We start from the raw sequence: 26,379 nt of genomic DNA, 5'->3' as shown, positions 1-26,379 counted from the left end.
ATTTGATAAGCCACAATAAGAAGAAAGATTATGATCACGCAAGATTTCACCAAACCAATTGACTCTGCTACGGTACTGCAAAAAATCGTCTTAGACAAAGCACAATGGGTTAAGGCAAAGGAAGCTGAATTTCCGCTTTCACAATTTAAAGAAAACATTCAAAAATCTGACCGCTCTTTTTATGATGCGTTGGCTAAAGGCACCCATCAAAAGCCCGCTTATATTTTGGAATGTAAGAAAGCGTCCCCTTCTAAAGGATTAATTCGTGATGAATTTAATTTAGACGAAATCGCCAATGTGTATAAACATTATGCATCAGCTGTTTCGGTGCTAACGGATGAGAAATACTTCCAAGGTAAATTTGACTATTTGCCGCAAGTACGTGACGTTGTCTCACAACCTGTATTGTGCAAAGATTTTATGATCAGCGAATATCAGGTTTATCTCGCGCGCCACTATCAAGCTGATGCTATTTTATTGATGCTTTCGGTAGTAAATGACGAAACCTATCGCATACTGGCTGATCTGGCGCATTCTCTTGGCATGGGCGTATTGACGGAAACCAGCAACGAAGAAGAGTTTGAGCGTGCCCTTGCTTTAGGAGCAAAAATTATCGGCGTCAACAATCGTAATCTTCACGATCTCACCGTTGATTTAAACCGCGTGGTAGAACTCACACAAAAATATGCCGATCGTATCCCTGCTGATGCACGTATTATCAGCGAATCAGGGATTTATAATCACAGTCAAATTCGTGACTTGCAAAAGGTGGCACATGGCTTTTTAATCGGCAGCAGCCTAATGGGCAGCGCAGATTTAAATAATGCTGTGCGTGAAGTGATTTTTGGAGAAAATAAAGTATGCGGTTTAACTCGCACGCAAGATGTCAAAGAGGTTTACGCAAACGGAGCATTATACGGCGGCTTAATTTTCGTCGAACATTCAAAACGCTGTGTGAGCCTACGCCAAGCCCAAGAATTAGTGACAGCATCACCACTTCGTTTTGTGGGCGTATTCCAGAATCAAGAAATTGATTTTATTGTAAAAATCGCTAAACAATTGCAGCTTTATGCCGTTCAGCTACACGGTTCAGAAACCGCTGAATTTATTACCGCGCTCCGTCACCAACTACCTGAAGAAATACAGATTTGGAAAGCCATTTCGGTGAATACTGAAGCACAAAGTGCGGTTGATTTTACGGATGATTTAAATATCACTCGCTATATTTTCGATAGCCAATCTGCTAATCAACAAGGTGGCACAGGAAAAACCTTTAATTGGTCACTCATTCCTGAAAACTTGAAACACAAAATTATTTTGGCTGGAGGAATTTCACCCGACAATATTGAACAAGCCATTAAGCAAGGTTGCTTAGGTGTTGATCTCAATTCTGGTATAGAAACTGCCGCTGGCGTAAAAGACAGCGAAAAAGTGCGGTCAGTTTTTAAGACGATTTTGTCAAATTAATCTGATTACTAAGGGGAAGCATTATGCAAAGAACAGCGTTAGTAACCGGCGCAACTGCCGGATTTGGTGCGGCAATTTGTCGCACACTTATTGAAAATGGTTATCGTGTGATTGGCACAGGGCGCCGCGTAGCTCGTTTAGAACAATTACAACAAGAATTAGGTGAAAACTTCCACTTTCTTGCCTTTGATATTTCAGATCGCCAAGCAACAGAAGATACTTTCCATTCCCTTCCCTCTACTTGGCAATCCATTGATTTATTGGTGAATAATGCAGGTTTAGGATTAGGCTTAGAAAGTGCAGATAAAGCGAGTTTAGACGATTGGATGCAAATGATTGATACCAATATTAAAGGTCTCGTCACCATCACTCGTCTTGTGTTACCACAAATGGTAGAACGAAATTCAGGTCATATTATTAATTTAGGCTCAATTGCTGGTACTTATCCTTATCCAGGTGGCAATGTATACGGTGGCACTAAAGCTTTTATTAAACAATTTAGTTTAAATCTTCGTGCTGATCTTGCAGGCACACAAATTCGCGTGACCAATGTTGAGCCTGGTCTTTGTGGTGGAACTGAATTTTCGAATGTTCGCTTTAAAGGTGACGATGCCCGAGCAGAAAAACTCTATGAAAATGTGGAATATGTCAGTCCACAAGATATTGCTAATATTGTGTTATGGCTCAATCAACAACCTGAACATGTCAATATTAATCGCATTGAAGTGATGCCTACTGCACAAACCTTTGCACCACTTAATGTCGCAAGAATTCAAAAATAACAAGGAAATATTATGTCAGAAACCCTTTTAAATCCTTATTTCGGTGAATTTGGCGGAATGTATGTACCGGAAATTCTCGTACCGGTGCTGCAACAGCTAGAAAAAGCCTTTGTTGAAGCAAAAGACGATCCTGAATTCCAACGTGAATTTCAAGATTTACTTAAAAATTATGCGGGCAGACCAACCGCACTTACCCTTTGCCGTAATTTAACCAAAGGAACAAAAGCAAAAATTTATTTGAAACGTGAAGATTTACTTCATGGTGGTGCCCATAAAACCAATCAAGTATTGGGTCAAATTTTATTAGCAAAACGCATGGGGAAAACGCGCATTATCGCCGAAACCGGTGCCGGCCAACATGGCGTGGCAACCGCTCTTGCTTGTGCAATGTTAGATATGCCTTGCCGTGTTTATATGGGAGCTAAAGACGTGGAACGTCAATCCCCTAACGTATTCCGCATGCGTTTAATGGGTGCGGAAGTAATCCCTGTACAAAAAGGTTCTTGCTCATTGAAAGATGCATGCTGTGAAGCAATGCGTGATTGGTCAGCTAACTATGAAAACACCCATTATTTATTGGGTACCGCAGCAGGTCCTCATCCATTCCCAACCATTGTACGTGAATTCCAAAAAATGATTGGTGAAGAAACCAAACGTCAAATCTTAGAAAAAGAAGGTCGCTTACCGGATGCTGTCATCGCGGCAGTTGGTGGTGGTTCCAATGCGATTGGTATGTTTAGTGATTTTATTGATGAAAAAGGCGTACGCTTAATTGGTGTGGAACCTGCGGGTCATGGTATCGAAAGTGGTGAACATGGTGCACCATTAGGCCATGCAAAAGTAGGTATTTATTTCGGTATGAAATCACCTTTAATGCAAACTGAAGATGGTCAAGTGGAAGAATCCTACTCTATTTCTGCTGGATTAGACTTCCCTTCTGTTGGGCCTCAACATGCTTACTTGCAAAGTATTGGTCGTGCAGAATACCCAAGTATTACAGATGATGAAGCATTAAATGCTTTCCAAGCGTTAGCAAAACATGAAGGGATTATTCCTGCATTGGAAAGTTCCCACGCATTAGCACATGCACTAAAAATGATTCATCAAGAACCGAATAAAGAACAAATTTTAGTGGTGAATCTCTCTGGTCGTGGTGATAAAGATATTTTCACCGTAGATAAAGTTTTAAAAGAAAAAGGAATGCAATAATGAGCCGTTTTGAAACTAAATTTGCAGAACTTGCAGCAAAAAAAGAAGGGGCTTTTGTACCTTTCGTGACATTATGCGATCCAACATTTGATCGCTCTTTTGAGATTATTTGCACGTTAGTCGAAAATGGCGCAGATGCTTTGGAATTAGGCTTTCCATTTTCGGATCCGTTATTAGACGGTCCCGTTATCCAGGCAGCTAATAACCGTGCTCTCAATGCGGGCCATAGCACTGAGGATAGCTTTAAATTACTCGCTAAAGTGCGGTCAAAATATCCAGAAATTCCGATTAGCTTACTCCTTTGTGCAAATTTAATTTTTGCAAAAGGATTAGATAATTTCTATCAACGTTGTGCAGAAGTCGGCGTAGATGCGGTTTTAGTGGCAGATATTCCACTATTGGCAAAAGAAGACTATGTTCAAGCTGCTAAAAAGCATGGCATTCAACCTGTCTTTATTTGCCCACCAAATGCGGATGCCAAAACGGTACAAGGTGTTGCTGAAAACAGCGAAGGCTATACCTATTTAGTTTCTCGTGCAGGTGTAACAAGTGCAGAAAATCAAGCGCACGCAGCGAACTTAGATACACTCGTAGAGCAACTTAAAGCCCACAAGGCTCCACCAATTCTACAAGGTTTTGGTATTGCTCAACCTACTCAAGTAAAAGAGGCTCTTCAACTTGGTGCAACAGGCGCAATTTCAGGATCCGCGACAGTAAAAATCATTGAGCGAAACTTAGATAATCAGGCTCAATGCTTATCTGAACTTGCCGAGTTTGTTCGTAATATGAAAGCAGCAACAAAATAATTAATAGAAATTTTTTTATATTACAGCTTAAGGAACCCCAAAAATGTCTTTTCTAGTGCCTTTTCTGAGGAAACAATTCGCTTTCTGGCGTATTTTTCTTTACTTTCTAGCTTTTACTGCACTTTATGCTAGATTAGTAGCTCAATTCTTCTTCTCAAACTTCTCTCTCCCTACAGGGGTAGGCGTCTTAAGTAATTCAGTTTTATTTGGCTATACTGCTTATTTTTTGGGAAGTGTGCTTTTTTTAATTTACTTTATGCTGATTTGGGGAATATCCACCGGATTTATTCTCGGATTGTGTCAATTTAGGAGAAGCGTTAAAGGCATTCTTAGTGCCACCTTCATCGGAACACTCACCGCTGGAATTTCTTTTTATATCATAAACCATGCTAACGATGTTAACGATGTTAGCGATGATTACCTTTACCTCTGCCTTTTCCACGGTGTATTAGCTGCAATTTTTGGTCTAATTGCTTTTCCAAATAAAGCGGGAATTCTCTTAGAATCCCAAATCATGCATAAAATACTGCCTAAGGCTGTTTCAACGGGAGTAAATCTAACTAACCAAGTCATAGAAAAAAAGGCTTTGCCTCTTACCGTTGGTTAATTCCTCTTGTATTTACTTTGCTTGGCACTATTATTTTTGGAATCACATCCATATTATTAACACAAGTGACAGATCTAGATAGCATCGTAGCATTAATGCTTTTAATGATGGTTATTGCTGTGTTACCGATGTTATTCACTGGTCTTACCGTCATGTTTGCACGATTCCACAAGAATTTTCGCCATCTTGCCTTTAGCGTTCTGATTGGTGTGTTATATTACAGTTTGATAGCTTCTTTATTTAATGATAGTAATATTGAAATCATCAGATTATTTGCAATACAAAACTACATAGCCTTAATCATTGCCATTATTTTATCTGCATTGATTTCATTCAAAAATGATTACACCAATTAACAAAATCTAATAAAACAAAAAAGTGCGGTTAAAATTAACCGCACTTTTGTTTTTCTTGCATTAATCCACAATTCGTAAATGAGATACTGATTTCTGTGGTTTTTTTTCAGCTTTAGGCTTATCTACCGCTTCAGCAAAACTTAATGGCTGTTCTGATGTCGGCTCACGATTGAGTTCATCGTAAATTTCTTCTGGCTCAAACATCACGCCATCACCATTTTCACGTGCATAAATGGCTAAAGCGGCACCCATCGGAATATATAACTCACGAGCCACACCTTGGAAACGTGCATTAAACTGAATAAAATCATTGGTTAATTGCAAATTCCCAGTCGCCCCCGCTGAAAGATTTAAGACGATTTGCCCATCTTTCACGTATTCTACAGGCACATTGGTACCATAATAATTAGCATTCACCACTAAATATGGGGTGAAATCGTTATCCACTAGCCAATCATAATAGGCTCTTAGTAAATAAGGGCGTTTTGGAGAAGGTGTGTGGCTCATTATTTATCATCCATTAAATTTTTAGGTGCTGCTTCACCTACAGATTGTAAGAATGAATCACGGCTAAATACACGATCCATATAGACTTTGATTGCTTTGCTTCCTGTACCGCTAAATTCAACACCCATATTGCGTAATTTCCATAATAATGGTGCAACATAGCAATCGACTAAGCCAAACTCTTCACTCATAAAATAAGGGGTTTGTTGGAAGATAACTGATACCGCTAACAACTCTTCTTTTAACTGTTTTAACGCTTCTTCACGTTCAACTTCTGTGCCTTTTTCAGCAATTTCTAATGTTGGGTACCAATCTTGTTCGATACGTAACATTAAAAGACGGCTTTTCGCACGAGAAACCGGATAAACTGGCATAAGTGGAGGATGTGGAAAACGCTCATCAAGATATTCCATAATAATGCGTGAGCTGAATAACACTAAATCACGATCCACCAAGGTTGGTAATGTGCCGTAAGGATTTAATTCCATTAAATCTTCTGATAATGCTTGCAGATCAACTTCTTCGTTTTCGTAAGCAACACCTTTTTCAGCTAAAACAATTTTTACCTGATGGCAGTAAATGTCATTTTTATTTGAAAAAAGAGTCATTACTGAACGTTTACTTGATGCATTGGACATTTATTCCTCCGAAGATCCAAACTAACTTATATACTTCTACTAAAAATGGGCGGTTATTTTAACATAACCGGCATGTAAATTGCTAATGATTTCTTATTTTCACTTTAAAATCAAATAATTACAAACACATAATAAGAAATCAAAGAACGGTAATTTTTAATTAATTTGTTTTTTACAGACATAAAAAAAGCAGAGATTGCTCTCTGCTTTCTTGAAACGATAATAAAAAATTAACGTTTGGAGTATTGTGGACGACGACGTGCTTTGTGTAAACCAACTTTTTTACGTTCAACGCGACGTGCGTCACGAGTAACGAAGCCAGCTGCACGAAGAGCAGGACGTAAAGTCTCATCATATTCCATTAATGCACGAGTGATACCGTGACGGATTGCACCCGCTTGACCAGAAATACCACCACCTTTAACAGTGATGTATAGGTCTAATTTATCAGTTAATTCCACTAATTCTAACGGTTGACGTACGATCATACGAGCTGTTTCGCGACCGAAATATACGTCTAATTCACGTTGGTTGATAGTGATTTTACCACTGCCCGGTTTGATAAATACACGAGCTGAAGAGCTTTTGCGGCGACCAGTGCCGTAGTTTTGATTCTCTGCCATTTCCTAAACCTCGTGATTAAATGTCTAATACTTGTGGTTGTTGTGCTGCGTGTTGGTGTTCTGCACCCGCATACACTTTTAATTTACGGAACATTGCACGGCCTAATGGACCTTTTGGCAACATACCTTTAACCGCAATTTCAATCACCGCTTCAGGACGGCGAGCGATCATTTCTTTGAAAGTCGCTTGTTTGATACCACCTACATAGCCAGTGTGCCAGTAGTAAAGTTTATCTGTTTCTTTACGACCAGTTACTGCCACTTTGTCTGCGTTGATAACGATGATGTAATCACCAGTATCTACGTGTGGAGTGTACTCAGCCTTGTGTTTACCACGAAGACGGCGTGCTAATTCAGTAGCTAAACGACCTAAAGTTTTACCTGTCGCATCTACCACATACCAGTCACGTTTTACTGTTTCCGGTTTTGCTACAAAAGTTTTCATTAATTAATTACCAAAATATAAGTTTGATACCCAGTGTTCCATATTGTTTGAAACACAACCATTAATCTTAATCTCCACCCCTTCGAGTGTGATCTCGATAAAATAATGCACGGTGGGAATCCGTGCATTTACAGGGTCGGCACATTATACCTATTTTTAGAAAAAATGCTAACTTTTTGTGCAAATAAATTGATTTTCTTTTAAAATACAACGCGTAATAAATAATCATTAATTTCATTCATCATTTTGATGAAATCATTGAAATTGACGCATATTAGTTCTTATCTTATGATAAGCGCATTCTGATAAAAAATGTAAGAAGGCATGCTATGAGCTACGCAAACGAAATTAACACTTTAAATCAACATCTTGCTGATACTAACAAAAAAATTAATGTCTCCTTTGAATTCTTTCCGCCTAAAAATGAAAAAATGGAAAGCATGCTTTGGGATTCCATTCATCGCTTAAAAGTATTAAATCCTAAATTTGTTTCCGTCACCTATGGTGCAAACTCTGGAGAACGTGATCGTACACATAGCATCGTGAAAGCCATTAAAGCAGAAACAGGTATAGAAGCTGCACCACATTTAACGGGTATTGATGCCACACCTGAAGAATTAAAAGAAATTGCAAAAGATTATTGGGATAGCGGTATTCGTCGCATTGTAGCTTTACGCGGTGATGAGCCAAAAGGCTATGCGAAGAAACCTTTCTATGCGGCTGATTTAGTTGAACTACTCCGCTCCGTAGCTGATTTTGATATCTCAGTTGCAGCATATCCTGAGGTTCACCCTGAAGCAAAATCAGCACAAGCAGATTTAATCAATTTGAAACGTAAAATTGATGCGGGCGCTAATCATGTCATTACTCAATTCTTCTTTGATATTGATAGTTATCTTCGCTTCCGAGACCGCTGTGCATCCATTGGTATTGAGGCTGAAATTGTTCCGGGTATTCTACCTGTCACTAACTTCAAACAACTTCAAAAAATGGCATCATTTACGAATGTAAAAATTCCAGCATGGTTGGCTAAAGCATATGAAGGATTAGATGATGATCCTACTACTCGTAATCTCGTCGCGGCGAGTGTGGCAATGGATATGGTAAAAATCCTTTCTCGTGAAGGCGTGAATGACTTCCACTTCTACACATTAAATCGTAGTGAACTCACTTATGCGATTTGCCACACATTAGGGCATCGTCCTACAACAAATCCATAAAGAAAAAGTGCGGTTAAAATTAACCGCACTTTTTTTTATTTCCACTATACTCGTCTAACTTGCCAAAAAGCTTTTTTCCAATAAGGGCTATTCATCGAAGAATAAATCACACCACCTTTAGTTGAAGCGTGTAAAAATTTATCTTCTTTCACATAAATCCCCACATGATAGCCATTTGGTCCGCGTCCCGTTTTAAAGAAAATTAAATCGCCTGTTTGGATATCTTCTTTACGAATAAGTTTTCCGTAACCTGCTTGATCTTTCGTAGTTCGAGGAAGGTTGATATTAAAACGATCAATAAAGGTTTTTTGCACAAAACCAGAACAATCAATACCACCACGAGACTGCCCACCTAACACATAAGGTGTACCCGCCCATTCGTATTGTTGTTCACTTAACATGGCAATCGCTATAATCGGATCTCCAATCTGACCTTTATAGTTCATAGCATATTCTTCACGAACACCACTTGAACAAGCAAAAAGCAAAAAACTTCCTGCGACTAAAAAAGCACATTTAATCTTATTCATGTTCAATCCTGACAAAAGTGCGGTCAAAAACGACCGCACTTTTATTACTATTGTTTTGGCTTGGTATTTTCCACGCGAGCACGTAATTTCTGCCCTGGCTTGAATGCCACTACACGGCGCGCAGAAACAGGAATGCTTTCACCTGTTTTTGGATTACGCCCTGGACGGGAAGCTTTATTACGAAGTTCAAAATTACCAAAACCGGATAATTTCACTTCACCACCAGATTCTAACGATAAACGAATTTCCTCAAAAAAGTCTTCCACTAATGCTTTAGCTTCCGCTTTTTGTAATTGATACTTATCTAATAAGTATTCAGTAATATCAATTTTTGTAATCGTTGCCATGTTAGTCTCCTGTTTAGTCTCTAAGCTCCGCATTAAAGCGTTGTTTAACTTCATTTAATACAGCAGAGATTACCGCATTAATCTCATCATCTTCAAGCGTTTTTTCATTATCTTGAATGGTTAAACTGATTGCTAAGCTCTTATGTCCGCTAGCAACGCCAATGCCTTGATATACGTCGAATAAATTGACTTGTGTTAATTTTTCTCCGCCGGCTTGTTTACATGCTTCGATAATATCGCCTGCTGGCACATTATCAGCAACAACTAAAGCTAAGTCACGACGGTTTGCTGGGAATTTTGAAATCTCTTTAGCTTGAACCACACGACGATTTGCAATGGCATCCCATAAAATTTCAAAAACAACCGCTTTGCCATTTAATCCTAATTTTTGAGCGATAAGTGGATGAATAGTTCCAATAAAACCAATTTCTTTTCCATCTAATTCAATTGAAGCAGATTGTCCTGGGTGCAATGCACTGTGTGCTTTTGCCACAAACTTAACACGACTCCCCACTTCAGTGAGAGAAAGAATGCTTTCTAAATCACCTTTAAGATCAAAGAAATCAACATTTTCGGCCTTACCTGTCCAACATTCTGATTTTGCTGTACCGGTAATCACACCTGCAAGAACAAATTCTTGGCGCACACCAAATTCTGCATTGGCATCAGGAACAAAACGTAATCCCGTTTCAAATAAACGCACGCGATTTTGTTGACGATTTTGGTTGTATAGTACCGCACCGAGTAATCCACTTAACAATGAAACGCGCATTGCTGACATTTCAACTGAAATTGGGTTTGGCAATACAAGCGCTTCAATTTCTGGATGAAGTAAAGTTTGTACTTTTGGATCAACGAAGCTATAAGTAATCGCCTCTTGATAATCTGCGTCAACAAGTGCGGTCTTAATTCGGCTTAAGTCTAAATCTGACTCTTTATGCTCACGCATACGAAGATGTGCTAATGGTGCATTATTTGGAATGCTGTTATAGCCATAAATACGTGCTACTTCTTCAATGAGATCTTCTTCGATTTCAATATCAAAACGCCAGCTTGCTGAAGTCACGGTCCAAACATCATTAGTATATTTCACCGCAAAACCTAAACGCTCAAAAATCTCTGTCACGGTTTCAGTTTCGATATGATGACCTAATAAGCTATCTAATTTTTCACGACGTAAAGTGACTTCATTGACTTTTGGTAAATATTGCTCGCTCACGATTTCACAAATTTCGCCTGCTTCACCGCCACAAATCTCAAGTAACAATGCTGTTGCACGTTCCATTGCGTGACGTTGTAGCGTAAAATCAACACCGCGTTCAAAACGATGTGAAGAATCTGTGTGTAAACCGTATTGTCTTGCACGTCCCGCAATCGCTAGTGGTGCAAAGAATGCGGCTTCTAGAATTACATCTTTTGTTGTTTCCGCATCAACACCGCTTGCTTGACCACCAAAGATACCCGCCATTGCGAGTGGACCAGTTTGGTCTGCAATCACTAAAGTATTCGGCTGTAATTTTGCAGTTGTACCATCTAATAAAACAAGTTCTTCGCCGTTATTAGCTAAACGTACTTGAACAGGTTGAGACACTTTTGATGCATCAAAAGCATGCATTGGTTGACCTAATTCAAGTAAAACATAGTTGGTAATATCTACAATAGGATCGATAGAACGAATACCACAACGACGTAATTTTTCTTGTAACCAAATTGGTGATTGCGCTTTAACATTGACATTTTTCACCACGCGCAATAAATAACGCGGACATGCTTCTGGCGCTTTTAATTCAATTTGAACTTTATCTGAAATCGTTGCAGGTACAGCATCAAAGTGCGGTTGATTAACAACTTGTTTATTGACCACGCCAACTTCACGCGCAACACCAGCAATGCTTAAACAATCTGCACGGTTTGGCGTTAAGCTGATTTCAATGGCTTTATCATCTAAATCTAAATATTCACGTAGATTTGTACCCACTGGTGCATCTAACGGTAGCTCAATAATACCATCTGCATCTACATCAATGCCTAATTCAGAGAATGAACAAAGCATCCCTTCTGAAGGTTGGCCACGTAATTTAGTCTTCTTAATTTTAAAATCACCAGGTAATACCGCACCTTCAGTTGCACATGCCACTTTTAAACCTTGACGGCAATTTGGTGCACCACAAACGATATCTAATAAACGGTCGCCACCAACATTTACTTTAGTGACTCTTAATTTGTCTGCATCTGGGTGCTGCGCACATTCAACAACTTCACCGACAACCACTCCAGTAAAGTCGCCTGCTACTTTTTCAACACCATCAACTTCCAAACCAAGCATTGTGATTTGATCACATAACTGCTCTGTTGAAATTGATGGATTAACCCATTCTCTCACCCAATTTTCGCTAAATTTCATTATTTCTGTATCCTTTATTGATGAACGTGTTACGTTCTAAATTAATCATTATCGTCAATTTAACCAAACGGTTAATTACTTAAATTGTTTTAAAAAACGTAAGTCGTTTTCAAAGAATGAACGTAAATCTGTGACGTTGTAGCGTAACATAGTTAAACGCTCAACCCCCACGCCTACTGCGAAGCCAGAATATTCATTTGGATCAATACCTACGTTACGTAACACATTAGGATGCACCATACCACAACCTAATACTTCTAACCATTTACCATTTTTGCCCATTACATCGACTTCAGCTGAAGGCTCAGTAAATGGGAAATAGGATGGACGGAAACGAACTTGTAAATCTTCTTCAAAAAACGCACGTAAGAAATCGTGTAATAAGCCTTTCAATTCAGTGAAGTTTGCTTTTTTATCTACATAAAGCAATTCAATTTGATGGAACATTGGTGTGTGTGTTTGATCATAGTCGTTACGATATACACGACCTGGCGCCATAATACGAATAGGTGGTTGCATTTTTTCCATGGTACGAATTTGTACACCTGAGGTTTGTGTACGGAGTAATAATTCAGGATTAAACCAGAATGTATCGTGATCAGCTCGTGCTGGGTGATGTTTAGGGATATTTAATGCATCAAAATTGTAATAATCACTTTCAATTTCGGGACCGGTTTCCACAGAAAAACCTAACTCTGAAAAGAATTTTGTTACGCGATTGATGGTAATGGTAACTGGGTGTAAACCACCCGTTTCTGTTTTACGACCAGGAAGGCTCACATCAATACGCTCTTTTTCTAATTTCGCATTGAGTTCAGCTTGTTCCCATTCTGCTTTTTTAGCATTTAAAAAATCTAATGCAGCTTGTTTCGCTTCATTGATTTTAGCACCCATTGCTGGACGCTCTTCCGCAGCAACATTACGCAATTCTTGCATAAGTTGGGTAAAATGCCCTTTTTTACCAAAATATTCCACACGAATTTCATCTAATGTGGTCAAACTTTTATTTTCGATTTGTTCAATCGCCGATTTTGCTTTCTCAACAAGATCTTTCAGATGTTGCATAGTTTCCCCTGATTATCTTTTCTAACTAAAATACACCTAATGATAATACTAACTCATTAAAAAATCACGCGTTTATTGGTGAATTGATGTTTCAGATGAAAAATGACAAAAATTTTTGCTATTTTTTGAGATATATCACAGTAATTTTTAACGCTTTCGTTAGAATGAAGAAGAATCGACCATGTCTAGGAGGCGTATTATGTGGAAATCAATTTCTCAAGTCTTAGCTGATCAATTTGGTGCTTACTATAACATCAAAGAAAAAAACAAAGTGCCTGGTGGCGAAGTAAATGAAACTTGGCTTATTACGGATGGAATCCAACCAGTCTTTGTTAAAGTGAATGAACGGTCTTATCGTTCAATGTTTCGTGCTGAGGCTGATCAATTAAACCTACTAGGCAAAACCAATACAATCCGACTTCCGCAAGTGTATGGCGTAGGCTGTTCTCAAAACCATAGTTTCTTATTATTAGAAGCGCTTCCTATTACTCAACAAACCAATGCAACGTCACATTTTGCTGAAGAATTAGCAAAACTCCATCAAGTATCTGGCACTAAAAACTATGGATTAGATTTTGATACTTGGCTTGGCCCTGAGTATCAGCCAAATAAATGGAATGGAAGTTGGGCGAAGTTTTTTGCAGAACAACGTATCGGATGGCAATTGCAACTCTGCAAAGATAAAGGTTTGGACTTTGGCGATATTGATTTAATTATTCAAAAGGTAAAACACAAACTTTCAAAACATAATCCTAAACCTTCTTTGTTACATGGTAACTTATGGATTGAAAATACCGCTATTGTAGGAAATCAAACCTTTACTTACGATCCTGCTTGCTACTGGGGGGATAGAGAATGTGATTTAGCATTCAGTGAGCTTTTCCAACCTTTCTCAGCTGAATTCTATGAAATTTATGACCGCACTTTCCCACTTGATAAAGAAGGTTTTGAAGAAAGAAAACACCTTTATCAGCTCTACTATTTACTAAATTTCAGCCATCGTTTTAATGGAAGTTATATTAACTTAACCACTAAATTGATTGAAGAACTTCTACTTGAATAATTTCTTAAAAATCAGATAAAAAAAGAGCGTAATTTTCATTACGCTCTTTCTATCTTCTCTATCTATTATTTTTGATAAAGAGGTGCTGGACCTTGAGTTCCACCGTTAACTTGACCACCTTCTTGTAATTTTAATACAGAACCAGAAGCAGTGATTTCTACACGACGGTTTGGACGTAAACAGTCTTTCTCAGCTTTACTTGCGTGTTTGTAACCGTTACAAGCTTTAACTTGTGGTACTTTACCGTAACCAACAGCTGTAATTTCAGATGTTACGCCATCTTGAATTAAACGAGCTTTAACACGGTTAGCACGACGTTGAGAAAGATCTAAGTTGTAAGCATCAGAACCTAAACGGTCAGTATAACCTGCAACTTTAACTTCTTTAGCACCAGTTTCTTTTAATTGTGCAGCAACGTTATCAACAACTTCTTTACCACGTGGAGTTAAAGTATCTTTATCGAAGTCGAATAAGAAGTCACCACTTAAAGTAAATGCTGAGTTGCCGTTACAACCATTTGGATACCAGAAGAAGCTTTGAGCATTGTGGTTTTTGTCAAATAATACTTTGTATTGACAAATTTTGTGAACACCATTTTCACGATAGTTGAACACATAATCCCACTCTTCAACACCGTATAAACCTTCAGAGAAGTGCGGACGACCGATTAGGTTATATAATTGGTCTTTGTTCATACCACGTTCGATCATACGAACGTTATCCCAGTTTGGCCATGAACCAAATTGGCTACCATCATGGTTGAAACCAGCTTTATCAATCTTAGGCCATACGAGTTGTGGTACTTGTTGACCATCAACTTCTTTATATTCTGGAGTACCAGCTTCTGTAACTTTGCTTAAGTTACCACAAGCAGCAACTGTCGCTACTGCTACTGCAGATAATAAAATACGAGATAATTTCATTTCTTTACCTTTTTACTGTTAAGGTGCAATCCTTGCAAGAAGAACCTACACAACTAAACTTTATAAATTTTACAAATAAAACTATAAAAAGTTTCATGGCGTATGGTAGTCATAATTCTTTAACTTGTAAATAAAAAAACATTAAAAAATGATTTTTTATGGAACTTTTTTGTAAAGTTGTGTAAAGAGTTGTCAAATAAGTAAATTTTTTTCTTATTGAATAAAATCCTGTCCATTTTTTGTTAAATTTCGATGGATAATTCCCTCAATACTCTCTTCAGCTTGCTTACCTATTTTTTGTAAAAGTGGCTTTTTCACTTTATATTTCACAGCGATCACAGACTTATCTTTCATTTTTTCAAGAATAATATCATCGCTAGTTGCTAACTCATCGACTAGCTGAAGCGCTAAGGCTTGTTGACCGAACCAATGCTCACCAGTTGCGACTTTATCCACATCTAAGTGCGGTCGATTTTGAGCCACAAATTGTTTAAATAATTGATGGGTTTCTTCAAGTTCTGCTTGGAATTTCTGTTTTCCTTTTTCAGTATTTTCACCTAATACAGTGACGGTGCGTTTAAATTCTCCAGCAGTCATCACATCAACATCGACATCATGTTTTTTCAACAAACGATGAATATTGGGAATTTGCGCAACTACACCAATAGAACCGATAATCGCAAAAGGTGCGGAAACAATTTTATCTGCCACGCAAGCCATCATATAGCCACCACTTGCAGCAACCTTATCGACTGCAACCGTTAATTTAATCCCTTTTTGTTTTAAGCGAGCTAACTGTGAAGCAGCCAAACCATAACCATGAACAACACCACCGGGGCTTTCTAAACGTAGTAAGACCTCATCATCGGCTTTTGCTACATTAATAATCGCCGAAATTTCCTCTCGAAGTGCGGTCGTTTCTGATGCAGAAATATCACCTTTAAAATCGAGCACATAAACACAAGGTTTAGGCGTTTCTTTCTCACCATTTTTTAATTTCGCTTTTAACGCCTTTGCCTCTTGCTTTTTCGCTTTCTTCTCCGCTTTTTCTGCTTGTTTAAGTTCTTCTTCTGAAAGCTGGAAATCGCGTAAATGCTTTATTGTTTCCTTAAATTCTTCCGAAAGATCTGTCACTACCAACTCACCATGATGTGTTGCATTACGCTGTTTTGCTGAAATGATCATTGCGATAATAGCAGCAATCACAAGTAAAATCGTTAAAATCTCCAAAATAAAAATGCCATAGCCGGTCAAAATATCAGACCACATAGTTTTCTCCTAAAATAAAGTGAAGGCATTATTTTACTGTGCAAGACTGATTTACACTAACTTTTTATGGAAAATTTTGCGATTTAAGGTAAACTAACACAGTTTTATTGCCTAATTTATAATGAATTACAGAGGTTTATATGTCTAAAGTTGCATCTATTGTTGATGTATTACAAGGTAAAATCGCTATTGGCGAAAAAGTTACCGTACGCGGCTGGGTTCGTACCCGTCGTGATTCCAAAGCTGGTCTTTCTTTCCTCGCTGTTTATGACGGCTCTTGCTTTGATCCTATTCAAGTCATCGTCAATAACGATATTGAAAATTATGAAAGTGAAGTATTACGCTTAACAACGGGTTGTTCTGTTATCGTAACCGGTACCATTGTTGAGTCTCCTGCTGAAGGCCAAGCTGTTGAACTTCAAGCTGAAAAAGTAGAAGTGACAGGGTTTGTAGAAGATCCTGATACTTATCCAATGGCAGCAAAACGTCACTCAATTGAATACTTACGTGAAGTAGCTCACTTGCGTCCTCGTACCAATATTATCGGTGCCGTGGCGCGTGTTCGTCACTGCTTAGCACAAGCTATTCATCGTTTCTTCCATGAACAAGGCTTCTATTGGGTCGCTACCCCATTAATTACCGCTTCAGATACTGAAGGTGCGGGTGAAATGTTCCGTGTTTCAACGCTTGATTTAGAAAACCTTCCTCGTGGTGAAGATGGCAAAGTTGATTTCAGCCAAGACTTCTTCGGAAAAGAGTCATTTTTAACGGTTTCAGGACAATTAAACGGTGAAACTTATGCGTGCGCATTAAGCAAAATCTATACTTTTGGTCCTACATTCCGTGCTGAAAATTCAAATACAACTCGTCACCTTGCTGAATTCTGGATGGTTGAACCTGAAGTTGCGTTTGCAACGCTTGCTGACAACGCTAAATTAGCAGAAGACATGTTGAAATACGTGTTCCGTGCCGTGCTTGCTGAGCGTAAAGATGACTTAAAATTCTTTGAAAAACATGTAGATAAAGACGTTATTACTCGTTTAGAAAACTTTGTAAACTCTGATTTTGCTCAAATCGACTATACCGATGCGATCGACGTGTTATTAAAATCAGGTAAGAAATTCGAGTTCCCTGTTTCTTGGGGTATCGACTTATCTTCTGAACATGAACGTTTCTTAGCAGAAGAATATTTCAAATCACCTGTTGTCGTGAAAAACTATCCGAAAGATATCAAAGCCTTCTATATGCGTTTAAATGATGATGGTAAAACTGTAGCTGCAATGGATGTTCTCGCACCTGGAATTGGTGAAATCATTGGTGGTTCACAACGTGAAGAACGTTTAGACGTATTAGATAAACGCATGGAAGAAATGGGCTTAAATCCTGAAGATTACTGGTGGTATCGCGATCTTCGTAAATATGGTACTGTGCCACATTCAGGTTTCGGTCTTGGTTTTGAACGCTTAATCGTTTATGTAACTGGCGTACAAAATATTCGCGATGTAATTCCATTCCCTCGCGCACCAAGAAATGCAAATTTCTAAAAATATTGTTTAAATTGACCGCACTTTCTTTAAAGTGCGGTTATCATTTTAGGCGATAAATTTATCCCCTATTTTATTTATTGTGTTTGAATCAATCTTTCAAATACATCATATTAAGGAAAGTAGAAATGGACAAAATTAAACAACTCTTTGCAAACAACTACAGTTGGGCGCAAAGAATGAAAGAAGAAAATTCCACTTATTTTAAAGAACTTGCCGATCACCAAACACCTCATTATCTTTGGATTGGCTGCTCTGATAGCCGAGTTCCTGCTGAAAAACTCACAAATCTTGAACCGGGCGAATTATTTGTTCATCGTAATGTTGCTAACCAAGTTATTCATACGGATTTTAACTGCCTTTCAGTTGTACAATATGCCGTTGATGTACTAAAAATTGAACATATTATTATTTGCGGTCATACAAATTGTGGTGGTATTAAAGCAGCGATGCAAGATCACGATCTAGGGTTAATCAATAACTGGTTGCTCCATATTCGTGATATTTGGTTTAAACACGGGCATCTATTAGGCAATCTTTCAGCAGAAAAACGTTCAGATATGCTCACTAAATTAAATGTTGCAGAGCAAGTTTATAACCTAGGACGCACATCTATCGTAAAAAGCGCTTGGGAACGTGGACAAAAACTCTCCCTACATGGCTGGGTATATGATGTAAATGATGGATTCTTAGTAGATCAAGGTGTTATTGCAACCAGTCGGGAAACTCTTGAAATCTCTTACCGTAATGCGATTGCTCGCCTATCTAGCCTCGCGGAAGAAGATATCCTGAAAAAAGAACTCTCTGAAGGTGAAGAATAAAAAAGTGCGGTTAAAATCTAATAAGTTTTAACCGCACTTTTACTTTTTATTTAAAGTGGCTATTTAACTAATTCTGTCTGCATATACATTAAACGATCGATATTCGTTAAATAATGCCCTAACTCTTGGGATTCTGGTTTATGGATATAAGGAATTTTACCTAGCAAAGGTGCATCAATCTGAGCCTCTAAAATATCTACCACCTCTTTATAATGCCCTAAACAAGGGTTAATTCGATTTGCAATCCAGCCTAATAAAGGAACGCCAAGCTGTTTAATCACTTGAGCTGTCAGCAATGCATGGTTAATACAGCCTTCTTTGATACCAACAACCAACACAACAGGCATTTTATGCTCAACAACCCAATCAGCAAAACTCTTACCTTCTGCCATTGGTGTGAGTAACCCAAATGAACCTTCCACGACAACAGATTGATATTTTTGAACTAATATCGTTAAGGCTTGATTAATCTTACTTAATTTAATGCGTGATTTATCTCGAGTCAGCATCGGCAAGGAATGAGCAAAAGTATAGCTATTTACTTCTTGATAAGATACTGGCTCATTCGTTGCATCCATTAAAGCTAACACATCTGAATTATTTTCAGCATCATAATCTGTTTGGGATTCATTAGACTGATTTTCGACAGGATAAATACCCTCTTCACAGCTACAAGCAATCGGCTTATAACCCACAATTCGTACGCCCTTTGCTTGTAATGCCTGAATAATGGCACGACAGGCGGTGGTCTTACCCACGTCAGTATCTGTACCTGCCACAAAGAAACTACTCATTTTTATTCTCCTTTTAAAAGTGCGGTCAATTCTAAAGGAGTTTTTTGAGGAAAATATTGAGATAAAGCAAGATTTGGATATTTTTAGGAAAAAATAAAAGGCTTATTTGATCTCACTCAAACTATTAAACAAGCCATCATCTTGTTTTGGCATTTGAAGATAAAATCCTTGCTGAGTAATTTTCCCCATAACCTCATCTTTATCTGCATGAACAAGCGGTTTACTCCCCCTCAAATTGAAAGGCATAAGAAATTGAGGCTTACCAAAACTCTGCATTAATATATCCGGTACAGCTGAAAAATCATCTCGTTTGGAAATATAAAGATAGCAGCCTGGTTTACGTTTACTTTTATAAATTGCACATAACATTTCATATTGCTCCAAAAGAAAAAACCTACCAGATAATCTCTGATAGGTTTTTATTCTACAAAAGTTTAATTATTTAGTCACAGCTTCTTTTACTTCAGCTGCTTTATCTGCCACTGCATCTTTCATTTCTACTGCTTTATTTACTACTGCATCTTTTGCTTCAGAAGCAGCATGTTTTACCTCTTCTACTTTAGAAGATACGGCTTCTTTTGCTTCTGCTGCTTTATCTGCCGCTGCATCTTTCATTTCTACTGCTTTATTTGCTGCTGCATCTTTTGCTTCAGAAGCAGCATTTTTTACCTCTTCTACTTTAGCAACGGCTGCATCTTTCGCTTCTGTCACTTTAGCTACAGCAGCATCTTTCGCTTCAGCTACTTTTTCGACTGCTGCATCTTTTTTGTCTACTGCCGCTTCTTTAGCATTTGTTGCAGCTTCTTTTACAGAATTCATTGCATCAGTTGCTGCATTTTTAACATCAGCTGCAGCTTCTTTTGCTGCATCTTTCACGTCGTTAGCTGCTGAAGCTGCTGCATCTTTAACTTGTGCAGCGGCGTTTGCTGCTACATCTTTTGATACGTCAACTTTTTGAGCAGTTTCTTGTTTATCGAAACAACCTGTTACAGCTAAAGATGCACCTAATACTAATGCGGCTAATACTGATTTTTTCATTGTTACTCTCCATTTTATGGTTAAGAACTAATCCAAAGCCATTTGCTTTGTGCGACTTAGTCTACGCAAAAACACTTAAAAGAAAATACCTTCAAAAAAAATTTACATTTCTAGAGTAATTGTTTTTTATAATTTTCTTTAAAAATCACTCATAACATCATGATTTTGAATAGGTTAAATAAAAGTTCCACAGAAAAATTTTATTTTTTGTAAAGATAGAAGCCCTATCTTTTTGTATTTTTTTTAATCAAAAATCTCATTTTCTTTTGGGTAATGAAAGGCTTCAATGCTGCCTTTTTCACCATTCCAGTCAATTTGAACTATCGTTGAAGGATAAAAACTAATTGGATTTCGCTTACCGTAAAGCTCGGAAACAATACTTCCGACTAAAGGTAAATGGGAAACGAGTAAAACACTTTCAATGCCTTCTTCTTGCAAAACAGATAGATAATCAGCTACCAATGTAGCATTACCATAAGGTGTAATCCCACTCCAAATTTCAATATCATTAAGCGTGTTACCTAAGGCTGAATTTACAAGCTCAAACGTTTCTTGCGCTCGTACATAAGGACTGACAATTACTTTTTGAACTGAAAGTGTGGTTGAATTTAGATGAGTTTTAAGCCATTGTCCCTGTAATATCGACTGTTTTCGACCGTAGTCATTTAAATGCCGAGCCTCATCGGATGAAGCGATAACTTCGGCTTCTCCATGACGCATAATAAAAATTTTCATGTATTGGCTTTCCTAAAAATAATAAAGATAATTCTATGGATCAAAAATGGGGGCAAGCCCCCACTCAATTAATTTGCTTTCACTGCTTCTGCAATTTCTTCTGCACATTGTTTTGCAAGTGCACCGTCTTCACATTCGACCATAACACGAATCAGTGGCTCAGTACCAGACTTACGTAATAAAATTCGACCTTTGCCTTCTAAGCGTTTTTCCACATCTGCGGCTACTGCTTTTACCGCTTCACTTTCTAATGGATTATCACCACCAGCAAAACGAACATTAATCAGGACTTGAGGGAACAATTTCACCGCACTTGCAAGCTCGTTTAATGATAAACGATGTTGAACCATTGCACTTAATACGGCTAATGAGGCAATAATACCATCACCTGTCGTATTTTTATCGGCAATAATGATATGACCTGAATTTTCTCCACCTAACGTCCAGTTATGTTCTACCATTTTTTCTAGCACATAACGGTCGCCAACGTTAGCACGCACAAAAGGTACACCTAACATTTTTAACGCAATCTCTAAGCTCATATTACTCATTAATGTGCCCACTACGCCACCTTTTAGCTGACCTGAACGTAAAGCTTCACGAGCAATAATGAAAAGGATTTGGTCACCATCTACTTTATTACCTAAGTGATCCACCATCATAATACGGTCACCATCACCATCATAAGCAAGACCAACATCCGCTTTAGTTTCAAGTACTTTTTCCTGTAACGCTTTTACATCGGTTGCACCACATTTTTCATTGATATTGATTCCGTTTGGATCAGTACCAATTTCAATCACTTCCGCACCTAACTCACGTAATACATTTGGCGCAATATGATAAGTCGCTCCATTTGCACAATCCACCACGATTTTATAACCATCTAAACCAAGATGTGCAGGGAAAGTACTTTTACAAAATTCAATATAACGTCCTGCGGCATCACTGATACGGCTTGCTTTACCTAAATCAGCAGACTCCACACAATCCATTGGCTGATCAAGCATGGCTTCAATCGCTTCCTCAATATCGTCTGGTAATTTTGTACCTTGTGAAGAGAAGAATTTAATCCCGTTATCATAGTAAGGGTTATGAGATGCCGAAATGACAATACCTGCTTCCAATCGGAAAGTACGGGTTAAATACGCCACGGCTGGTGTCGGCATAGGACCAGTAAATGCGGCAGTTAAACCCGCTGCAGCCAAACCTGCTTCAAGAGCAGATTCCAACATATAACCTGAAATACGAGTATCTTTTCCGATTAATACTGTGCGAGAACCTTGTGAAGCTAAAACCTTACCCGCAGCCCAACCTAATTTCAATGCGAAATCAGGCGTGATTGGATAAGTACCCACTTTACCGCGTACGCCATCTGTACCAAAATATTTACGATTTGCCATATTTATTCCTTAATAAATTGAATAATTGATGTTGCAGAAATCATTTACTCTACAACATATAAAATCTGTTACTTTCTTACGCCTGTTGCGTTGCTTGCCATACTTTCAAAGCATCTGCCGTTGCAGCGACATCATGTACGCGTAAAATTGTCGCACCATTTTGTGCAGCAATTAATGCGCCAGCTACACTTCCCACAACACGTTCAGTTACGGGTTTATCTAATACGGTACCAATCATCGATTTACGTGAAAGACCTGCTAAAATGGGATAACCACTTTCACAAAAGTGTGCTAATTGCTGTAAAAGTTTATAGTTATGCTGCACGGTCTTACCAAAACAAAACCCCATATCCCAAATGATATTTTCTTTAGCGATTCCCGCATCTAAACAAGCTTTAGTCCGAGCTTCTAAAAACTGATAAACATCTTGGACTACATCATCATAATGCGGATTAGTCTGCATTGTGCGCGGCTGTCCTTGCATGTGCATGATACAAGTGGGTAAATTCAACTGTCCTGCTATTTCGAGTGCACCAGGTTCACGTAAAGCACGAATATCATTGATTAAATCCATGCCGACCTTAGCTGCTTCTTGCATCACAATTGCTTTAGAGGTATCCACTGAAATCCAACAATCAAAACGTTTTTGCACGGCTTCAACAAGAGGTATCACTCGTTGCAACTCTTCAGTTTCAGGCACTTCTTCTGCCATTATTGGTCGAGTTGATTCCCCGCCAATATCAATAATTGTTGCACCTTCTTTGAGCATTTTTTCAACTTGAAATAATGCTTTGTCTAGACTAAAAAACTGTCCGCCATCTGAAAATGAATCAGGCGTGAAATTCAAAATTCCCATAATTTGAGGGAATGATAAATCTAGACATTTGTTATTAGCGTAAAGTTTCATAAAGTGCGGTCAATTTTTAAATCAAATTTTAAAGGCTAGATTATAACGGAATATAGTGATGAAAAGAATGACATTATAAATAAAAAAAGCCTTCCTAATTAGGAAGGCTTTATTCTTACTCTTCAGGATCTTCTGAATGATTAACCTCACTTTCAGTTTTTTCTTCCTGCGGTTTTGCTGTTGGTTTTGTATCTTTGTTATCTTCCCAACCAGATGGTGGTGTAACAGGTTCACGATTCATTAGCTGTTTGATTTGTTCTTCTTCAATGGTTTCATATTTCACTAACGCATCTTTCATGGCGTGAAGAATATCCATATTGTCGATCAGAATCTGTCTTGCTCTCGCATAGTTACGATTTACAATCGCACGAACTTCTTCATCAATCGCATGCGCCGTTTCATCTGACATATGTTTTGCTTTCGCCATTGAGCGACCTAAGAATACTTCGCCTTCATCTTCGGTATAAAGAATCGGACCGAGTTTATCTGAGAAGCCCCATTGGGTCACCATATTACGTGCAATATTGGTTGCCACTTTAATATCGTTAGATGCACCGGTAGAAATATTTTCTTCACCATAAATCAAATCTTCTGCTAAACGTCCTGCATAAAGAGTTGAAAGCTTACTTTCTAATTGTTTTTGGCTGATACTTATTTGATCACCTTCAGGCAAGAAGAAAGTCACACCTAATGCGCGGCCACGAGGAATAATCGTAACTTTATGTACAGGATCATGTTCAGGCACTAAGTAACCCACAATGGCGTGACCTGCTTCATGATACGCTGTCGATTCTTTTTGTTTATCTGTCATGATCATGGTACGGCGTTCAGGTCCCATATTGATCTTATCTTTTGCTTTTTCAAACTCAAGCATCGATACAGTGCGTTTATTGCTACGAGCAGCAAATAATGCCGCTTCATTAACCAAGTTCGCTAAATCCGCACCTGAATAACCTGGTGTACCACGAGCAAGAGTCATTGCATCTACATCATCAGCCACAGGGACTTTACGCATGTGAACTTTTAAAATTTGCTCACGGCCTTTGACATCCGGTAAACCCACAACAACTTGACGGTCAAAACGGCCTGGACGAGTTAATGCTGGATCAAGTACATCTGGACGGTTAGTTGCAGCAATAACGATTACGCCTTCGTTACCACCGAAACCATCCATTTCAACTAACATTTGGTTAAGGGTTTGTTCACGCTCATCATGTCCACCACCTAAACCGGCACCACGTTGGCGACCTACCGCATCAATTTCATCGATAAAGATTAAGCATGGTGCATTTTTCTTTGCTTGCTCGAACATATCACGTACACGAGAAGCACCAACACCCACAAACATCTCTACAAAGTCAGAACCTGAAATGGTAAAGAAAGGCACTTTTGCTTCACCCGCAATAGCTTTTGCTAATAAGGTTTTACCTGTACCTGGAGGACCTACCATTAAAATCCCTTTTGGAATTTTACCACCAAGGTTTTGGAATTTTTTCGGTTCACGCAAGAAATCAACTACTTCACCGACTTCTTCTTTTGCTTCATCGCAACCTGCAACATCCGCAAAAGTCACTTTGATTTGATCTTGGTTCAGCATTTTAGCGCGGCTTTTACCAAAACTCATGGCCTTGCCACCGCCACCTTGCATTTGACGCATGAAGAAAATCCATACCCCTACAAGGAATAACATTGGGAACCACGAAATTAAAATTTGTGATAATAAACCGCGTTTTTCAAAAGGCGTACCTTCGATTTTAACTTTTTTATTTAGTAAGTCATCTAAGAGCTTTTTATCTTCCAACGGTGGCATAACGGTCATATATTTAGACCCGTCATTTTTGGTCACGGTGATTTCATTCGCATCAAAACGCGCTTCTTTCACTTGACTGTTACTCACATCATACACAAAGGTTGTGTAATCTGTTGAGTCACTCACGCCATTGGAATTAAAACTTTGGTAAGCTGTCATCATGACAATTGCTACCACAACCCATAGAACTAGATTTTTGACCATATCGTTCAAGGTTTAACCTGCCTTTCTTAAGTTAATTAAAATTAAACGAGATACTATCTCATCCCCGACACAATGAAAAGCTATCAAAGCAATTATCTATTCGCCTTTATAACCACTTGCTACAATATAAACTTCGCGAGAGCGCCCACGAGAGGCTTCAGGCTTACGCACTTTTACGACACTAAAAAGTGAACGAATTTCGCGCAGATACTCGTCAAAACCTTCTCCTTGGAATACTTTGACCACAAAACTGCCTTTTTTCGCCAAAACTTGCTTACACATATCTAAAGCCAGTTCAACTAAATACATTGCACGAGGAATATCAACAGATGGCATGCCGCTAAAATTTGGCGCCATATCAGACATCACTACATCAACTTTTGCTTCACCAACTCGTTCTAATAATGCATTCAGCACATTTTCGTCACGAAAATCGCCTTGCAAGAAATCCACGCCGACAATTGGGTTCATATCCAAAATATCACAAGCAATCACTCGACCTTTGCCACCAATTTGGCTCACAACATACTGTGACCAACCACCTGGTGCGGCACCGAGATCCACCACTGTCATTCCCGGTTTAAACAATTTATCCGTTTGTTGAATTTCATCTAACTTAAAGTAAGCACGTGAGCGTAATTTTTGTTTATGTGCTTTCTGAACAAACGGATCTTTAAAATGTTCGTTTAGCCAACGAGAAGAACTCGCCGAACGTTTTTTCTTTCCCATAATCTCTTTCTTTTGTACTATTTTTTGTAGTAGTTTCGTCTATATTTGGGTACAATCTGCCAAATTCAAGGCTAGACTTACCAAAAAGTGCTGAAAAACCACGTTTTTTCTGACCGCTCTTTTCGGTCTTTTT

General features: G+C 38.4%; 28 protein-coding genes. 10 read left to right on the top strand and 18 right to left on the bottom strand.

What is annotated here, in order from left to right:
• Window positions 1-30 precede the first annotated feature (30 nt).
• From trpCF to INP94_RS10815, 6 genes are all read left to right on the top strand, one after another.
• Window positions 31-1,467, top strand: coding sequence for a bifunctional indole-3-glycerol-phosphate synthase TrpC/phosphoribosylanthranilate isomerase TrpF (trpCF, locus tag INP94_RS07980; protein WP_197543242.1), 1,437 nt, complete (start codon window positions 31-33; stop codon window positions 1,465-1,467).
• Between the two features lie 23 nt (window positions 1,468-1,490).
• Window positions 1,491-2,249 carry an SDR family oxidoreductase gene (locus tag INP94_RS07975; protein WP_197543241.1) on the top strand — a complete coding sequence of 253 codons (759 nt, stop codon included), beginning with the start codon at window positions 1,491-1,493 and terminating at the stop codon, window positions 2,247-2,249.
• A 12-nt stretch (window positions 2,250-2,261) separates the two neighbouring features.
• Window positions 2,262-3,458: a tryptophan synthase subunit beta gene (gene trpB, locus INP94_RS07970; RefSeq protein WP_197543240.1), complete on the top strand. Its 1,197-nt coding sequence runs from the start codon at window positions 2,262-2,264 to the stop codon at window positions 3,456-3,458.
• Window positions 3,458-4,264, top strand: coding sequence for a tryptophan synthase subunit alpha (trpA, locus tag INP94_RS07965; RefSeq protein ID WP_197543239.1), 807 nt, complete (start codon window positions 3,458-3,460; stop codon window positions 4,262-4,264). The genes trpB and trpA overlap by 1 nt, the downstream gene beginning before the upstream one ends.
• A 43-nt stretch (window positions 4,265-4,307) precedes the next feature.
• Window positions 4,308-4,871, top strand: a complete 564-nt coding sequence (locus INP94_RS10820) for a hypothetical protein (RefSeq protein ID WP_232087391.1) — start codon at window positions 4,308-4,310, stop codon at window positions 4,869-4,871.
• Window positions 4,872-4,936: 65 nt separating this feature from the next.
• Window positions 4,937-5,227, top strand: a complete 291-nt coding sequence (locus tag INP94_RS10815; RefSeq protein ID WP_232087390.1) for a hypothetical protein — start codon at window positions 4,937-4,939, stop codon at window positions 5,225-5,227.
• A 60-nt stretch (window positions 5,228-5,287) separates the two neighbouring features.
• On the opposite strand, the gene INP94_RS07955 is transcribed toward INP94_RS10815, so the two are convergent.
• From INP94_RS07955 to rplM, 4 genes are all read right to left on the bottom strand, one after another.
• Window positions 5,288-5,734: a ClpXP protease specificity-enhancing factor gene (locus tag INP94_RS07955; RefSeq protein WP_197543238.1), complete on the bottom strand. Its 447-nt coding sequence runs from the start codon at window positions 5,732-5,734 to the stop codon at window positions 5,288-5,290.
• A complete protein-coding gene (gene sspA / locus INP94_RS07950) occupies window positions 5,734-6,372 on the bottom strand; it encodes a stringent starvation protein SspA (RefSeq protein WP_197543237.1) in 639 nt (212 codons plus the stop codon). The genes INP94_RS07955 and sspA overlap by 1 nt, the downstream gene beginning before the upstream one ends.
• A 230-nt stretch (window positions 6,373-6,602) precedes the next feature.
• Entirely contained in the window at window positions 6,603-6,995 is a 393-nt protein-coding gene (gene rpsI, locus INP94_RS07945) for a 30S ribosomal protein S9 (RefSeq protein ID WP_005696173.1), read from the bottom strand.
• 16 nt (window positions 6,996-7,011) lie between these two features.
• Window positions 7,012-7,440 carry a 50S ribosomal protein L13 gene (rplM, locus tag INP94_RS07940; RefSeq protein WP_005628896.1) on the bottom strand — a complete coding sequence of 143 codons (429 nt, stop codon included), beginning with the start codon at window positions 7,438-7,440 and terminating at the stop codon, window positions 7,012-7,014.
• 329 nt (window positions 7,441-7,769) lie between these two features.
• On the opposite strand from rplM, the gene metF reads away from it, so the two are divergent.
• The gene (metF, locus tag INP94_RS07935) at window positions 7,770-8,660 is read left to right on the top strand and encodes a methylenetetrahydrofolate reductase (protein WP_197543236.1); all 891 of its coding nucleotides are present in this window, start codon (window positions 7,770-7,772) and stop codon (window positions 8,658-8,660) included.
• Window positions 8,661-8,704: 44 nt separating this feature from the next.
• On the opposite strand, the gene INP94_RS07930 is transcribed toward metF, so the two are convergent.
• The 4 genes from INP94_RS07930 to pheS all read right to left on the bottom strand — a co-directional run bounded on the left by INP94_RS07930 (window position 8,705) and on the right by pheS (window position 13,006).
• Entirely contained in the window at window positions 8,705-9,190 is a 486-nt protein-coding gene (locus tag INP94_RS07930) for a C40 family peptidase (protein WP_197543235.1), read from the bottom strand.
• A gap of 47 nt (window positions 9,191-9,237) precedes the next feature.
• Window positions 9,238-9,537, bottom strand: coding sequence for an integration host factor subunit alpha (locus INP94_RS07925; RefSeq protein WP_005697518.1), 300 nt, complete (start codon window positions 9,535-9,537; stop codon window positions 9,238-9,240).
• A 13-nt stretch (window positions 9,538-9,550) separates the two neighbouring features.
• Window positions 9,551-11,941 carry a phenylalanine--tRNA ligase subunit beta gene (gene pheT, locus INP94_RS07920; RefSeq protein ID WP_197543234.1) on the bottom strand — a complete coding sequence of 797 codons (2,391 nt, stop codon included), beginning with the start codon at window positions 11,939-11,941 and terminating at the stop codon, window positions 9,551-9,553.
• Between the two features lie 75 nt (window positions 11,942-12,016).
• On the bottom strand, window positions 12,017-13,006 hold the full coding sequence (pheS, locus tag INP94_RS07915) for a phenylalanine--tRNA ligase subunit alpha (RefSeq protein ID WP_197543233.1): 990 nt from the start codon (window positions 13,004-13,006) through the stop codon (window positions 12,017-12,019).
• Between the two features lie 199 nt (window positions 13,007-13,205).
• Between pheS and INP94_RS07910 the strand changes: the two genes are divergently transcribed.
• Window positions 13,206-14,069, top strand: coding sequence for a fructosamine kinase family protein (locus tag INP94_RS07910; RefSeq protein WP_197543232.1), 864 nt, complete (start codon window positions 13,206-13,208; stop codon window positions 14,067-14,069).
• A 65-nt stretch (window positions 14,070-14,134) separates the two neighbouring features.
• Here the strand turns inward: INP94_RS07910 and INP94_RS07905 are convergent, their stop codons facing one another.
• Both INP94_RS07905 and sohB read right to left on the bottom strand, forming a co-directional pair.
• A complete protein-coding gene (locus INP94_RS07905; protein WP_049373406.1) occupies window positions 14,135-14,992 on the bottom strand; it encodes an OmpA family protein in 858 nt (285 codons plus the stop codon).
• Window positions 14,993-15,205: 213 nt separating this feature from the next.
• Window positions 15,206-16,261: a protease SohB gene (sohB, locus tag INP94_RS07900; RefSeq protein WP_197543231.1), complete on the bottom strand. Its 1,056-nt coding sequence runs from the start codon at window positions 16,259-16,261 to the stop codon at window positions 15,206-15,208.
• Between the two features lie 140 nt (window positions 16,262-16,401).
• On the opposite strand from sohB, the gene asnS reads away from it, so the two are divergent.
• Window positions 16,402-17,805 (top strand): asparagine--tRNA ligase, encoded by a 1,404-nt coding sequence (gene asnS, locus INP94_RS07895; RefSeq protein WP_005696185.1) that lies wholly within the window; start codon window positions 16,402-16,404, stop codon window positions 17,803-17,805.
• 128 nt (window positions 17,806-17,933) lie between these two features.
• On the top strand, window positions 17,934-18,626 hold the full coding sequence (gene can / locus INP94_RS07890) for a carbonate dehydratase (protein WP_054420412.1): 693 nt from the start codon (window positions 17,934-17,936) through the stop codon (window positions 18,624-18,626).
• Between the two features lie 59 nt (window positions 18,627-18,685).
• On the opposite strand, the gene bioD is transcribed toward can, so the two are convergent.
• The 8 genes from bioD to rlmE form a co-directional block, all read right to left on the bottom strand.
• A complete protein-coding gene (gene bioD, locus INP94_RS07885) occupies window positions 18,686-19,420 on the bottom strand; it encodes a dethiobiotin synthase (protein WP_049373403.1) in 735 nt (244 codons plus the stop codon).
• Between the two features lie 102 nt (window positions 19,421-19,522).
• Window positions 19,523-19,789 (bottom strand): YcgL domain-containing protein, encoded by a 267-nt coding sequence (locus tag INP94_RS07880; protein ID WP_049371326.1) that lies wholly within the window; start codon window positions 19,787-19,789, stop codon window positions 19,523-19,525.
• Window positions 19,790-19,858: 69 nt separating this feature from the next.
• Window positions 19,859-20,458 (bottom strand): histone, encoded by a 600-nt coding sequence (locus tag INP94_RS07875; RefSeq protein WP_197543230.1) that lies wholly within the window; start codon window positions 20,456-20,458, stop codon window positions 19,859-19,861.
• 243 nt (window positions 20,459-20,701) lie between these two features.
• Window positions 20,702-21,193 carry a phosphohistidine phosphatase SixA gene (sixA, locus tag INP94_RS07870; protein ID WP_197543229.1) on the bottom strand — a complete coding sequence of 164 codons (492 nt, stop codon included), beginning with the start codon at window positions 21,191-21,193 and terminating at the stop codon, window positions 20,702-20,704.
• 68 nt (window positions 21,194-21,261) lie between these two features.
• Complete coding sequence (gene glmM, locus INP94_RS07865; protein ID WP_197543228.1) at window positions 21,262-22,596, bottom strand: phosphoglucosamine mutase; 1,335 nt, start codon at window positions 22,594-22,596, stop codon at window positions 21,262-21,264.
• 76 nt (window positions 22,597-22,672) lie between these two features.
• Complete coding sequence (folP, locus tag INP94_RS07860; protein ID WP_197543227.1) at window positions 22,673-23,503, bottom strand: dihydropteroate synthase; 831 nt, start codon at window positions 23,501-23,503, stop codon at window positions 22,673-22,675.
• Window positions 23,504-23,618: 115 nt separating this feature from the next.
• Window positions 23,619-25,517 (bottom strand): ATP-dependent zinc metalloprotease FtsH, encoded by a 1,899-nt coding sequence (gene ftsH, locus INP94_RS07855; RefSeq protein WP_197544281.1) that lies wholly within the window; start codon window positions 25,515-25,517, stop codon window positions 23,619-23,621.
• Window positions 25,518-25,613: 96 nt separating this feature from the next.
• The gene (rlmE, locus tag INP94_RS07850) at window positions 25,614-26,246 is read right to left on the bottom strand and encodes a 23S rRNA (uridine(2552)-2'-O)-methyltransferase RlmE (RefSeq protein WP_005697532.1); all 633 of its coding nucleotides are present in this window, start codon (window positions 26,244-26,246) and stop codon (window positions 25,614-25,616) included.
• Between the last annotated feature and the right edge of the window lie 133 nt (window positions 26,247-26,379).

Origin of the sequence: Haemophilus parainfluenzae (assembly GCF_014931395.1) — a bacterium.
GTDB lineage: Bacteria > Pseudomonadota > Gammaproteobacteria > Enterobacterales > Pasteurellaceae > Haemophilus_D.
Note: the sequence above shows the minus strand (reverse complement) of the source record. Positions and strands in the feature narration are given on the sequence as shown.